Source organism: Bradyrhizobium manausense, from assembly GCF_001440035.1.
GTDB lineage: Bacteria > Pseudomonadota > Alphaproteobacteria > Rhizobiales > Xanthobacteraceae > Bradyrhizobium > Bradyrhizobium manausense.
In genome coordinates this window covers 73,691-86,546 of record NZ_LJYG01000043.1, presented here as the reverse complement: position 1 = coordinate 86,546, position 12,856 = coordinate 73,691, and the positions used below count along the sequence as shown (strand labels likewise).

The 12,856-nt window shown below is 63.9% G+C and carries 13 protein-coding genes; 4 read left to right on the top strand and 9 right to left on the bottom strand.

Going from position 1 to position 12,856, the window contains the following annotated elements; translation table 11 throughout:
- Nucleotides 1-817 (bottom strand): caspase family protein (locus AOQ71_RS47555; RefSeq protein ID WP_245316824.1); only part of this gene is annotated, 817 nt, incomplete at its 3' end.
- A gap of 182 nt (nt 818-999) precedes the next feature.
- On the opposite strand from AOQ71_RS47555, the gene AOQ71_RS09560 reads away from it, so the two are divergent.
- The 4 genes from AOQ71_RS09560 (at nt 1,000) to fabA (ending at nt 5,569) form a co-directional block, all read left to right on the top strand.
- Entirely contained in the window at nt 1,000-1,962 is a 963-nt protein-coding gene (locus tag AOQ71_RS09560; protein ID WP_057744996.1) for a helix-turn-helix transcriptional regulator, read from the top strand.
- A gap of 281 nt (nt 1,963-2,243) precedes the next feature.
- Nucleotides 2,244-3,746 (top strand): DEAD/DEAH box helicase, encoded by a 1,503-nt coding sequence (locus AOQ71_RS09555; protein ID WP_057744992.1) that lies wholly within the window; start codon nt 2,244-2,246, stop codon nt 3,744-3,746.
- A 129-nt stretch (nt 3,747-3,875) separates the two neighbouring features.
- On the top strand, nt 3,876-4,943 hold the full coding sequence (locus AOQ71_RS09550) for a GGDEF domain-containing protein (RefSeq protein WP_057744988.1): 1,068 nt from the start codon (nt 3,876-3,878) through the stop codon (nt 4,941-4,943).
- A 95-nt stretch (nt 4,944-5,038) separates the two neighbouring features.
- Nucleotides 5,039-5,569, top strand: coding sequence for a bifunctional 3-hydroxydecanoyl-ACP dehydratase/trans-2-decenoyl-ACP isomerase (fabA, locus tag AOQ71_RS09545; RefSeq protein ID WP_057744986.1), 531 nt, complete (start codon nt 5,039-5,041; stop codon nt 5,567-5,569).
- 66 nt (nt 5,570-5,635) lie between these two features.
- On the opposite strand, the gene AOQ71_RS09540 is transcribed toward fabA, so the two are convergent.
- From AOQ71_RS09540 to AOQ71_RS09505, 8 genes are all read right to left on the bottom strand, one after another.
- On the bottom strand, nt 5,636-6,067 hold the full coding sequence (locus AOQ71_RS09540) for a TfoX/Sxy family protein (RefSeq protein ID WP_057744984.1): 432 nt from the start codon (nt 6,065-6,067) through the stop codon (nt 5,636-5,638).
- Nucleotides 6,068-6,205: 138 nt separating this feature from the next.
- On the bottom strand, nt 6,206-6,604 hold the full coding sequence (locus AOQ71_RS09535; protein ID WP_083514086.1) for a HesB/IscA family protein: 399 nt from the start codon (nt 6,602-6,604) through the stop codon (nt 6,206-6,208).
- A gap of 50 nt (nt 6,605-6,654) precedes the next feature.
- Nucleotides 6,655-7,026: an SUF system Fe-S cluster assembly protein gene (locus tag AOQ71_RS09530; protein ID WP_057744982.1), complete on the bottom strand. Its 372-nt coding sequence runs from the start codon at nt 7,024-7,026 to the stop codon at nt 6,655-6,657.
- On the bottom strand, nt 7,023-8,270 hold the full coding sequence (locus AOQ71_RS09525; protein WP_057744980.1) for a cysteine desulfurase: 1,248 nt from the start codon (nt 8,268-8,270) through the stop codon (nt 7,023-7,025). The genes AOQ71_RS09530 and AOQ71_RS09525 overlap by 4 nt, the downstream gene beginning before the upstream one ends.
- Nucleotides 8,267-9,589 carry a Fe-S cluster assembly protein SufD gene (gene sufD, locus AOQ71_RS09520; protein WP_057744976.1) on the bottom strand — a complete coding sequence of 441 codons (1,323 nt, stop codon included), beginning with the start codon at nt 9,587-9,589 and terminating at the stop codon, nt 8,267-8,269. Before sufD ends, AOQ71_RS09525 begins: the two co-directional genes overlap by 4 nt.
- 11 nt (nt 9,590-9,600) lie before the next feature.
- A complete protein-coding gene (gene sufC / locus AOQ71_RS09515) occupies nt 9,601-10,353 on the bottom strand; it encodes a Fe-S cluster assembly ATPase SufC (RefSeq protein ID WP_057744975.1) in 753 nt (250 codons plus the stop codon).
- A gap of 60 nt (nt 10,354-10,413) precedes the next feature.
- Nucleotides 10,414-11,910, bottom strand: a complete 1,497-nt coding sequence (gene sufB / locus AOQ71_RS09510; protein ID WP_057744971.1) for a Fe-S cluster assembly protein SufB — start codon at nt 11,908-11,910, stop codon at nt 10,414-10,416.
- A gap of 113 nt (nt 11,911-12,023) precedes the next feature.
- A partial coding sequence (locus AOQ71_RS09505) for a cysteine desulfurase family protein (RefSeq protein ID WP_245316823.1) occupies nt 12,024-12,856 on the bottom strand: 833 nt, incomplete at its 5' end.

Here is a 12,856-nt window from a genome sequence, read left to right as displayed (position 1 = left end):
CCGCCGCATCCTTCGCCGCGCCGCTGAGGAAGACGTCGTCGACCATCTGGTCGAAATAGACAGGCACCTGCTTGTGCCTGACGGTGTCGGCCATCTCGCTGACCAGACGGCGCGTGTGCTGCGCGACCTGCACGAGGTTCTCGCCGGGCTGGAGCAGCTCCTTGGCGAAGGTGCGCGTGAACACCGAGTTGGGATTGGCATCGTCGTTGGAGAGACGATCGAGCGCGGTCTGGCGCGGGCCGGCCGAGAACACCGAGAACACGCCTTCAGGCAGCTGCGTCATCGGCGCGAGCCCCCCGCCGCCGGCCACCGCGCGCGTGCCTGCGCGCTCGAACGGATTGTTGCGGCAGGCGTCGAACACCAGGATCGAGGTGCGCGCCTTCTTGTTCTGGAGACGCTCGACGACACGGTCGGCGAGAATGGAGGCGTCGCGCACCAGCTCTTCCTGGCCCTCGGTCGCCGCCGGCACGTCGGTCGGCAACAGATAGTTCTGGCCCGCGATCTCGAATCCGTGGCCGGCATAGAAGAAGAACGCGGTGTCGCCCGGCTCGATCGCCCGGTCGAAGGCGAGCAGCGTCTCGGTGAATTGCTGACGGTTCTGGTTCTCGGCGACCATCACCTGGAAGCCGAGCTGCTTCAGCGTGTCGCCCATGGTGCGGGCGTCGTTGACGGCCTTCACGAGCTTCGGCACGTTCTTGTAGTCGTTGTTGCCGATCACGAGCGCGACGCGCTTTTCGGCATGTGCAACGCTTGCCACCCCTGTGAGGCTCGCCGCCACACCAAGGGCCACCAGAATTTTCAGAAGCCGACGCGTCATGTTAACATTCCCCTTGCAGCATGGCTCCGGTCGGGCCCCTTGCGCCTTTGCTCTGATAGTCGGTCCAGCCACGGCCGCGGTTCAACCAGTCCATCGGCGCGGTCCCATCCTCTGGCCTATGGCAGATTCTGCTGGAATCTGCTTTTTCTTCTTGGGCAATTGCGCGCGAGTGAGGGGCTGCCGTGTATCGCTGGTGTACCGACGAAGTCGAACCTCAGGACCGCTTCGACTATTGGCGCGAGGTGCGCGCAAAAGGTCTGTTCGGAGTCACCGCTGAGCTCGAGCGCGAGCAGCGCACGGGGTTTTACGGGGAATTCTCGCTGAGCCAGGTCGGCCCCGGCGGCCTCGTCGAGCTGAAGGCCTCGTCCTATGCGGTCGAACGAAGCCCGTCCGACATCAACAACGCGCCGAGCGACAGCATCTGCGTCTACCAGCAGCTTGGCGGCGGCGGCTGGTTCTGCGGCATGCGCTCGAGCGATTTCGCCATTGCCAATGGCAGCTTTGCCACCAGCCACACCGACCTGCCCTACCGCACGCGGCCGCTGGGCGTTTCAGGCTTTCATCTGCGCATCCTGAAGATCCCCGTCAGCGGCCTTGCGACACAGGACAGGCGCATGCGCGAGCTTGCGCCCAAGACGTTCAACGATGCCACGCTGGCGCCCCTGCTCGATGCCTGTTTCGCCGATCTCGGCGAGGCGGCCGCGATTGAGGGCTCGGCTGACGCCGCCCCGCTGGTGCAGGCGCTCGGGCATCTGGCACTGATCGAGCGCGGCATCGTCAGGCCGGGCAGCCGGCGCGGACAGGCGGCGCTCCGGACCGCCCGCCTGTCGCTGGCGCGGCGCCTGATCGCGCGCCATTTGCAGGACCGGGATCTGGCGCCTTCACGGGTGGCCGACCTGCTCGGCGTCTCGGTGCGCCATCTGCATATGCTGTTCGAGGTTGCCGAGCGCAGCTTCTGGCAGACCGTGACGGAGGAACGGCTGAAAAGAAGCCGCCAGCTGATGCGCGAAGCGCCGGACCGGCTGATCGCCGACATCGCCGCCGCCTGCGGTTTCGAGAGCTTGGCAACCTATTACCGCGTTTTCAACGCCGCCTATGGCATGGCGCCCGGTGATTTCCGCGCCCGCGCCGCAGGAGGCCGTTAACCACCCCGTCGGCCGCCGCAGCCGAAAAGCCGAGCCGCGCCCGCTATTTGGGCAAAAACCTTAGGGTTTTTAGGACCTTCCCGCGCCTGCTCCATTGACTTTGGTCGATTCCGCCCTATGTTCCGAGGCGACGCGGCTCAGATCGAAGAGCGATTCCTGAGCCTGGCGCTTTGTTCGCGTGAGTCAGCACCCCCAGCTTCTTTGAGAGCGCGCCGTTTCGGGGTGGAACGCGACAGCCTTTTTACCCTCGATTCCGAACGGCGGTTTCGACCAGAGGCTCAATGTCCTTTTCCAATCTCGGACTGTCCGAAAAAGTCCTCGCCGCAGTGGCGGCCACCGGTTACACCAACCCCACCCCCATTCAGGAACAGGCGATCCCCCACGTCCTCGCACGCAAGGACGTGCTGGGCATCGCCCAGACCGGCACCGGCAAGACCGCAGCTTTCGTGCTGCCGATGCTCACCATCCTCGAAAAGGGCAGAGCCCGTGCCCGCATGCCGCGCACGCTGATCCTGGAGCCGACCCGCGAACTCGCGGCGCAGGTGAAGGAAAACTTCGACCGCTACGGTGCCGGCCAGAAACTCAACGTCGCCCTGCTGATCGGCGGCGTCTCGTTCGGCGACCAGGATGCCAAGCTGACGCGCGGCGTCGACGTTCTGATCGCCACACCGGGCCGGCTGCTCGACCATACCGAGCGCGGCGGCCTGTTGCTCACCGGCGTCGAGCTGCTCGTGATCGACGAAGCCGACCGCATGCTGGACATGGGCTTCATTCCCGATATCGAGCGCATCTGCAAGCTGGTCCCCTTCACGCGGCAGACCCTGTTCTTCACCGCGACCATGCCGCCGGAAATCCGGCGCATCACCGAGGCCTTCCTGCACAATCCGCAGAAGGTCGAAGTCTCCAAGCCCGCCACCACCGCCGTCACCGTCACGCAGTCCCAGGTCCCGGCCGGGCGCGAGGCACATGAGAAGCGCGAGCTGCTCCGTCGCCTCTTGCGCGAGGCCAAGGATCTCAAGAACGCGATCATCTTCTGCAATCGCAAGCGCGAGGTCGCGATCGTCCACAAATCGCTTCAGAAGCACGGCTTCAGCGTCGGTGCCCTGCATGGCGACATGGACCAGCCGGCCCGCATGGCCGCGCTCGACCAGTTCCGCAAGGGCGAGCTTCCCCTCCTCGTCGCCTCCGACGTCGCCGCCCGCGGCCTCGACATTCCCGAGGTCAGCCACGTCTTCAATTTCGACGTTCCTCACCACGCCGACGACTACGTCCACCGCATCGGCCGCACCGGACGCGCCGGCCGCACCGGCACCGCGATATCGATCGTCACGCCGCTCGACCAGAAATCGATGGTCGCGATCGAGAAGCTGATCGGCCAGAGCATTCCGCGCGCCGAAGGCGACTACGAGGTGCACGCTACCAGCGCCGAAAGTGATCGCCCGCGCGAGGAGCGTGGACGCGAGCGTTCCCGCGGCGGACGCGGTAAGCCGCAGCGCGGCGGTCGCGATCGTGAGCGCAGCCACGAGCCGCGCGGCGAGGCCAGACATCAGGCGGAAGCACGGCCCGCCGGCGAGCGGCCGGTACGCGAGGCACGGCCGCAGCGCGAAGCAAGGCCATCGTCCGAGGGTCGCCATGGCTCCCGCCAACAGGCCAACAATTCCCACGTACCGTCGATCGGCCGCCCCGAGCCGCGGCGGCAGCGGGAAGTCGACACCGAGCCAGGCGATCACTCGCATCTCCCAGCGTTTCTGTTGCGTCCGGTCCGCTCTCCGGCCGGAGCCTGACCCCGTGATACACGCGTGAGTTGAGCGGTCGAACGTTTACCGACCGTTCATCATCGTCCGTTAGCCTACGAATATAATTTAAGCATTGCCGTGGTCGATGGGCGCACCGACCGCTGTGGGGTATGTTCCGTGGTCAAAATGCTCGACGAACACGAACGCACGATGGCGTTCGCCGAGGTGGCGCTCGGTCAGATCCGATCGTTGAAGCAAACCGCAATTCCCCGCAATTACGAGATCTGGTACGTCTACGCGACCGGCTATAACGCGCCGCTCAACAAGATCATCAACGAGACGCTGGCCCGCAACGGCAAGCTGTCCGAAGCCGATCTCGAGCAGATCTACGACACCTACCTCTCCCACATCAAAACGACCGATCGTATCGACAAGGTCGGCGCGCGCGTCATCGGTGAGATCGACGACGTGATGAAGGTGCTGGGCGATGCGCTCGGCATGACTGACTCTTATGACGCCAGCCTATCGGACGCGACGGCGCAGCTATCCTCGGCCAAGAGCCGCGAGCAGATCAAGACCATCGTCGAAAAGCTGCTGCACTCGACCAGCGAGATGCGCGATACCAACAAGGCGCTGGAAGACCGGTTGACGCTCTCGAAGAATGAGATCAGCAATCTCCAGCAGAGCCTGGAGGCAATCCGCGCCGAAAGCCTCACCGATCCGCTGACGGGCCTCGGCAACCGCAAATATTTCGACCGCATGATCGGCATGGCGGTGCAGAGCGCGCTTGCGAGCGGCGAGCCGCTGTCGCTGCTGCTGTTCGACATCGATCATTTCAAGTCGTTCAACGATTCCTACGGCCATCTCACCGGCGACCAGGTGCTCCGGCTGGTCGGCCTGTCGTTGAAGCAGACCATCAAGGGCCAGGACATCACCGCGCGCTATGGCGGCGAGGAATTCGCGGTGGTGCTGCCCAACACGGCGCTGCGCCAGGCTCTCACCGTCGCCGATCACATCCGCCGCGCCGTGATGGCGAAGGAATTGAAGAAGAAGTCCACAGGCGAAATTCTCGGCCGCGTGACCATTTCGGTCGGCGTCTCCCTGCTGAAGCAGGGCGACGACACCGACGCGCTGATCGAGCGCGCGGACGCCTGTCTCTACGCGGCCAAACGCAACGGCCGCAATCGCGTGATCTGCGAAGTCGATCCGGAGTTTGCGAACGAGTCGCACAGCCGGGTGGCGTGATACGGGCTGCAAGGTCCGCCTCCGCTTGACATTCCAATCTGACGACCAACATCTTCCTCGCCGCATCAACGTAAGTGATCGCGAGGACCCGTCGCTTGCCTAATCCCCGTGATTTTCACACGCCGCAACCGTCCTACACCAAGGACGAGCTTCTGAGATCGAGCGAAGGCGGTTATTTCGGCCCGGGCAACGCGCAATTGCCGGCCCCGCCGATGTTGATGATGGACCGCATCACCGAGATCAGCGTGGATGGGGGCGAATACGGCAAGGGCCATATCGTCGGCGAGCTCGATATTGTGCCTGAGCGCTGGTTCTTCGATTGCCACTATCGCGGTGACGCGATGATGCCGCCCACTCTCGGGCTCGACGCCATGTGGCAGATGATCGGCTATTGGCTCGGCTGGTCGGGTTCGCCGGGCAAGGGCCGCGCCATCGGCGTCGGCGAAGTCGAGGTGACGGGAGCCATCACGCCGCAGACGCGATCCGTGCGCTACGAAGTCACCATGCGCATGGTCCGCCGCGGCAAGCTGGTGCTCGGCATTGCGGATGGACGCGTGATCACCGACGGCACCTGCGTGTTCGTGGCGAAGGACATGCGGGTAGGTTTGACGAGGGCTGTCGATTAAGCAAATGGTCTCGTAGGGTGGGCAAAGGCGCGTAAGTGCCGTGCCCACCATCTTTGAGTCGTGNCCCTACCGCACCGTCTTCTTGGCTACTTTCCTGGCCGATTTCTTCTTCGTCGCGATTTTCTTCGTCGGCTTGTTTGCCGCCTTCTTCGTCGCCCTCTTCCCCCTCGGCCGCTTCTTGACCTTGGCGCGCTGGGCGGCGGCGAGCGCCGCCCTCGCCCATTGCGCCAGCTCCTCGGAATCGTCGAACAGCCGTGCCGGCAGCTCCCAGTAGGAGTTCACCAGCACGGTCTTGGCGCGGGTCGAATACTGAAACGGCTTCGAGCCCTCGGCTTCAAAATCCGGGATGGTCACCTCATCGGCGCGGAAGAACAGGCCGGCTCGCAAGGCGAGCGCGAAATTGATGCCGTCGGCGGAGATGCCATAGCCGGAGAACATTTTTCGGATGGCGACGGGGCCGAAATCGGCAAACAGGTCGATCAGAAATTCGCGGTCCATGGTTGGCTTCCCGAGGCAAGCAAGCCAGCGTTCATACCACCGCCGTCATTGCGAGCGAAGCGAAGCAATCCAGACTGTCGCCGCAGAGACAGTCTGGATTGCTTCGTCGCAAGTGCTCCTCGCAATGACGAAAGAGGCTTACCCGTCGATCTTGGCCGGACGCAGCTCGACGGACTCGCCGCAGCCGCAGGCGGAGATCTGGTTGGGGTTGTTGAAGACGAACTGGGCCTGCATCTTGTCGGCCTTGTAGTCCATCTCGGTGCCGAGCAGGAACAGCACGGCCTTGGGATCGACCAGGATCTTGACGCCCTTGTCCTCGACGACCTCGTCGGTCGGGCGGATCTCGTGGGCGTATTCGACCGTGTAGGACTGGCCGGCGCAGCCCCCGTTCTTCACGCCAACGCGCAGACCCACGATCTCGGAATCGGCGCGCTGGGTCAGCTCGCTGATGCGCTGGGCGGCAGCATCCGTCAGCCGCATCACCTGCGGGCGCGGGCGCCGGGGCTTTGGTGTCGAAGCTGGAGTTGCCTGGGTCATGTTGTTTATGTGGTCCGTTGCAGAACGAAATTCAATGCGCGTTGAGACCGTCACCACATGTTGAGCACGAGGCGGGCCTCGTCGCTCATGCGTTCCGGCGTCCAGGCCGGCTCCCAGACCACCTTGACGTTGACCACGCCGACGCCGGGCACGCTGGCGACCGCGTTCTCAACCATGGTCGGCAGCTCGCCTGCGGCCGGGCAGTTCGGCGTCGTCAGCGTCATCTGCACGTCGACGGAACGGTCGTCCTTGATCTCGACCTTGTAGATCAGGCCGAGCTCATAGATGTCGGCGGGAATTTCCGGGTCGAACACGGTCTTGAGCCCGGCAATGATCTCGCGGGTCAGACGCTCGGTCTCCTCCGCCGGCAACGCCGAATGCGTCTCCATCGGACTAGCTTTGATTTCGGCCGTGTCACTCATGCGAACAAATCCCGCGCCTTGAGCAGCGCCTGTGCCAGATGATCGACTTCTTCCCGCGTATTATACATGCCGAACGAGGCCCGGCAGGTGGCCGTGACGTTGAACCGCTCTAAAAGCGGCATGACGCAATGGGTGCCGGCGCGCACCGCGATGCCCTGGCGGTCGATCACGGTGGCGACGTCATGGGCATGCGCGCCCCTGAGCTCGAAGGAGATCACCGGGCCCTTGCCCCTCGCCGTGCCGATCAGCCGCAGCGAGTTGATCTCGCGCAAGCGCTCCTGGGCGTAGGCCGTGAGGTCGGCCTCGTACGCGGCGATGCGCTCCTTGCCGATCGAATTGACGTAGTCGATCGCGGCACCAAGGCCGACGGCCTCGATGATCGCCGGCGTTCCCGCCTCGAACTTGTGCGGGGGATCGCCATAGGTGACGATCTCGCGCGAGACCTCGCGGATCATCTCACCGCCGCCGTTGAAGGGACGCATCGCGACGAGATGGTCGTACTTGGCCCAGAGCACGCCGATGCCGGTGGGACCATAAACCTTGTGGCCGGTGAAGACGTAGAAGTCGCAGCCGATGTCCCGGACGTCGACCGGCAGATGCACCGCGCCCTGGCTGCCGTCGACCAGCACCGGAATGCCGCGGCCGTGTGCGATCTTCACGACGTCCTTGACCGGCACGATGGTGCCGAGCGCGTTCGACATCTGCGTGATCGCGACCAGCTTGGTCTTCGGGCTCAGCAGCTTCTCGAACTCGTCGATGAGGAAATTGCCCTCGTCGTCAACGGGCGCCCACTTGATCACGGCACCCTGGCGTTCCCTGAGGAAGTGCCAGGGCACGATGTTGGAGTGGTGCTCCATGATCGAGATGACGATCTCGTCGCCTTCCCCGATGTTCGGCCCGCCCCAGGACGATGCGACCAGATTGATCGCCTCAGTGGCATTGCGGGTGAAGATCACCTCTTCAGTGCGCGGCGCGTTGATGAACTGCGCAACCTTGGTGCGGCCGCCCTCATAGGCCTCCGTCGCCGCGTTGGCGAGGTAATGCAGCCCGCGATGCACGTTGGCATATTCGCTCGTATAGGCCTGCGTCATGCGGTCGAGCACGGCGCTCGGCTTCTGCGCGGACGCCGCGTTGTCGAGATAGACCAGCTTCTTGCCGTAGACCTGCATGGCGAGCGCCGGAAAATCCTGGCGCACGCGCGCAACGTCATAGGCGCCGTTCTTGACCGCGGGATGCGTCGTCATGACCGCCGCTCCAGCCAGCGCTCGGCAATGCCGATCACGTGCTCGCGCAAGTCATCATCGGCGATCTGCTCGATCGCCTCGCCGACGAAAGCCTGGATCAGCAGCGCCTGGGCCTGCTTCTCCGGCAGGCCGCGGGCCTTCAGGTAGAACAAGAGGCTGTCGTCCAGCGCGCCGGCGGTGGCGCCGTGGCCGCAGGAGACGTCGTCGGCAAAGATTTCCAGCTCGGGCTTGTTGTCGGCCTCGGCTTCGTCCGAGAGCAAGAGCGCCCGGGTCATCATCTTGCCGTCGGTCTTCTGCGCGTCGGGACGGACGATGATGCGGCCCTGGAACACCGAATGGGCGCGGTCGTCGATCACGGCGCGGAAGGTTTCTCGGCTGACGCAGTTCGGCACGGCATGGTCGACCACCAGCGTGGTGTCGCCGTGCTCGGTTTTCTGCAGCAGGTTCACGCCGTTGGCCGAGAGCTCGCTGCCCTCGCCCGAGAGCGTGATGAAGCCCTGCAAGCGGCTGACCGCAGCGCCGGTCGTCATGTTGAAGAAGTTGAACTTCACGGCGGCGCCGACGGTGACGAAGTGCGAGGAGACGTTCACCGCATCAGGCGCGTCGTCCATCAGGCGGATATGCGCGACGTCGGCATCGTCACCGATCCAGAGGATCACCGCGTCGTTGACCTGGTAGCCGCTCGCCTTCCCGGCCGCGACGAAGGTCTCTACGAGAGTAGCACGCACGCCTTTGCCAATTCGCAGATGCGAGCGGGTGAACGCGGACGCCCCGGCCGCCGTCGCGATATGGATAAGCTGGATCGGCGCCGACAAATGAGTGCCGTCGGCCACCGAAACCACGACGCCGTCCGTCGCCACGGCCGCATTGAGCGAGATGACCGCATCGGTAGCGGCGGTCCGGAGGAGATCGCCGGCGGCAGGGTTGGCCTCATCAGCGAGAACCTCACGCAGCGTCTTGATGCTGACCTCGGACGCAAGCGCCTTGACGTCCGACAGGTCGGCCGCGAACACGCCGTCGACCAGCACCAGCTTGCGGGCGCCGGCAATCGCATGCGCCGTCACCGCCTCCGCGGCGCGCTTCAGCGCGGCGGCATCGGGCGCGGCTGCGAGCGGCAGCACCTCGCCGACCAGTGCGCGCAAATCGGTGTATTTCCATTCCTCGATCCGGCGGTGCGGCAGGCCGAGACGCTCATAGGTCTCGAACGCCTCGCGGCGCAGTGCTGCCACACCAGGCGAACCAGGCAAGCGGCCTTCGGCGCTGGCGAAGAGATCGCTCACCGCGCGGCCGTTCCCGGTCTTTGCCACAGCAACGTTCATCGCAAAATTCCTTACGCGGCATCCTCGAACTGGGCGTAGCCGGATGCTTCGAGCTCCAGTGCCAGATCCTTGCCGCCGCTCTTCACGACACGGCCCTTCGACATCACGTGCACCACGTCGGGCACGATGTAGTTGAGCAGCCGCTGATAGTGGGTGATGACGACCATCGCGCGCTTCGGCGAACGCAGCGCGTTGACGCCGTCGGCCGCGATGCGCAGCGCGTCGATGTCGAGACCGGAATCCATCTCGTCGAGGATGCACAGGCTCGGCTCGAACAGCGCCATCTGCAGCACCTCGTTGCGCTTCTTCTCGCCGCCGGAGAAGCCGACATTGACGCCGCGCTTGAGCATGTCCTGCGGGATATTCAGCGACTTCGAGACTTCACGGACTTTCTTCAGGAAATCCGGCGTCGAATACTCGCTCTCGCCGCGGGCCTTGCGCTGCGCGTTCAGCGCGGTGCGCAGGAAGGTCATGGTGGCGACGCCGGGAATCTCGACCGGATACTGGAACGCCAGGAACACGCCCTTGGCGGCGCGCTCGTCGGGTGACATCTCCAAGAGGTCCTCGCCCTTGAAAAAGATCTGGCCGTCGGTGACCTCGTAGCCGGGCTTGCCGGCGATGACGTGCGAGAGCGTCGATTTGCCAGAGCCGTTCGGCCCCATGATCGCGTGCACCTCGCCCTCGTTCACGGTCAGCGTCAGCCCATGGAGGATCTCGCGCTCCTCGACACGAACCTTGAGGTCTTTCACTTCAAGCAAAGCCATTTTGGTGTCCAGTTTATTCAATTCATGTTGGAGCGCGTGAGCGCACCGCTGGGTCGGCAATCAGCCGACCGACCCTTCGAGCGAGATCGAGATCAGCTTCTGCGCTTCCACCGCGAACTCCATCGGCAGTTGCTGCAGCACGTCCTTGACGAAGCCGTTGACGACGAGGCCGACCGCCTCTTCCTGGCTGAGGCCGCGCTGGATGCAGTAGAACAGCACGTCCTCGGAGATCTTCGAGGTCGTCGCCTCGTGCTCGAACGTCGCCGAGGAGTTCTTGGCCTCGATGTACGGCACGGTGTGCGCGCCACATTTGTCGCCGATCAGCAGCGAATCGCAGGCGGTGAAGTTGCGCGCACCTAGCGCCTTGCGATGCGCGGTGACGAGGCCGCGATAGGTGTTCTGCGATTTTCCCGCCGCGATGCCCTTTGAGATGATGCGGCTCGACGTGTTCTTGCCGAGATGAATCATCTTGGTGCCGCTATCGACCTGCTGGAAGCCGTTCGAGATCGCGATCGAGTAGAATTCGCCGCGCGAATTATCGCCGCGCAGGATGCAGCTCGGATATTTCCAGGTAATCGCCGATCCCGTTTCGACCTGGGTCCAGGAGATCTTGGAATTGGCGCCGCGGCAGTCACCACGCTTGGTGACGAAATTGTAGATGCCGCCCTTGCCTTCCGAATTGCCGGGGTACCAGTTCTGCACCGTCGAGTATTTGATCTCGGCGTCATCGAGCGCGACGAGCTCGACCACGGCGGCGTGCAGCTGGTTCTCGTCGCGCTGCGGCGCGGTGCAGCCTTCGAGATAGGAGACGTAGGAACCCTTGTCGGCGATGATGAGCGTGCGCTCGAACTGGCCGGTGTTGCGCTCGTTGATGCGGAAATAGGTCGACAGTTCCATCGGGCAGCGCACGCCCGGCGGCACGTAGACGAACGAGCCGTCGGAGAACACCGCCGAGTTCAGCGTCGCGTAGAAATTGTCCGAGGTCGGCACCACCGAGCCCAGATATTTCTGCACCAGTTCAGGATGCTCGCGGATCGCCTCCGAGATCGGCATGAAGATCACGCCGGCCTTCTTCAGCTCCGCCTTGAACGTGGTCGCAACCGAGACCGAATCGAACACAGCATCGACCGCGATCTTGCGCCTGGCCGGATCTTCCTCGCCCACCTTGGGCTCGACGCCTTCCAGCATGGCGACTTCCCGCAACGGGATGCCGAGCTTCTCGTAGGTCTTCAGAATCTCCGGGTCGATCTCGTCGAGCGAGGTCACCGTCTTCTTCGGCTTCGGCGCCGCGTAATAATAGAGGTCCTGGAAGTCGATCTTCGGGTAATCGACGCGGGCCCAGGTCGGCTCCTGCATGGTCAGCCAGCGGCGATAGGCCTCCAGCCGCCACTGCAGCATCCAGGCGGGTTCATTCTTCTTCTGAGAGATGAACTTGACGATCTCTTCCGACAGCCCCTTGGGGGCCTTCTCGGACTCGATCAGGGTCTCGAACCCATAACGATACTGGTCGACGTCGATGCGCTTGACGCGCTCGACCGTCTCTTGAACGGCTGGCATTCCATCCTCCGCTCGTGGTTTCAAGGACCACGGTGGATCAAACTCGAACGACTATTACGATGTTTCTCTGCGGAAAGCACGGGCTTAGAACGGTTCAAGCCGTGTTTCGTCGCTTAGCCTCTAAGTAGGGTATTACCGAGCTTTCGCCAAGCCTCTAACGCCCGATTGATGTCCTCAGGTCGCGTGGACCAGCCCAGACTAAGGCGCACCGCTCCCTGGGCCACGGTGGCATCATACCCCATCGCCGAAAGGACATGGGACGGCTGGACCTTTCCCGAGGAACACGCGGAACCCGAGGATACGGCAATGCCCTCGAGGTCAAAGCCGATGACAGCGGTCTCGGCCTTCAACCCGGGCGCAGTGAACAAGACGGTATTGGGCAACCTCTTCACATCTTCGGCGAAGACCGTCGTTCCGGCAATTTCGCGAAGACCATTTCCCAACCGATCTCTGAGGCTTGCCATCCGCTCCAGATCCTCAGGCAGAGCCTGAAGGACAGCTTTCACCGCCGCGCCGAAGCCCACGATTCCCGCGACATTCTCGGTTCCGGCCCGCCGGCCGAGCTCCTGCCCGCCGCCGCGTAGGACCGGTTCCAATCCGGAAAGTCCTTCCGCCACGACCAGCGCACCCACGCCCTTGGGACCGCCGATCTTGTGCGCAGAAAAGGACGCAAGGTCGGCGCCTACCGCGTTAAGATTGAATGCAATTTTACCCAGCGCCTGGATCGCATCGACATGGAGAAGACCGCCGGCCTCGTGGACCAGCCCTGCCGCCTCGGCCACCGGCTGGAGCGCACCAGTCTCGTTGTTGGCCGCCATGATCGAGACGAGCGCCGGGGGGCCACCATTCAGCAATTCTCGGAGGTGATCGAGATCAACGACGCCGGATCGCGTGACCCTGATCTGGCCGGCGCTCTCAGCCGGAAACCGGCCGCCCGCCAGCACTG

Coding starts and splice junctions, on each gene's coding strand:
- AOQ71_RS09555 (WP_057744992.1), top strand. CDS start 2,244: ATGTCCTTTTCCAATCTCGGACTGTCCGAAAAAGTCCTCGCCGCAGTG.
- AOQ71_RS09540 (WP_057744984.1), bottom strand. CDS start 6,067: ATGGACCGCGAATTTCTGATCGACCTGTTTGCCGATTTCGGCCCCGTC.
- AOQ71_RS09535 (WP_083514086.1), bottom strand. CDS start 6,604: ATGACCCAGGCAACTCCAGCTTCGACACCAAAGCCCCGGCGCCCGCGC.
- AOQ71_RS09530 (WP_057744982.1), bottom strand. CDS start 7,026: ATGAGTGACACGGCCGAAATCAAAGCTAGTCCGATGGAGACGCATTCG.
- AOQ71_RS09525 (WP_057744980.1), bottom strand. CDS start 8,270: ATGACGACGCATCCCGCGGTCAAGAACGGCGCCTATGACGTTGCGCGC.
- sufD (WP_057744976.1), bottom strand. CDS start 9,589: ATGAACGTTGCTGTGGCAAAGACCGGGAACGGCCGCGCGGTGAGCGAT.
- sufC (WP_057744975.1), bottom strand. CDS start 10,353: ATGGCTTTGCTTGAAGTGAAAGACCTCAAGGTTCGTGTCGAGGAGCGC.
- sufB (WP_057744971.1), bottom strand. CDS start 11,910: ATGCCAGCCGTTCAAGAGACGGTCGAGCGCGTCAAGCGCATCGACGTC.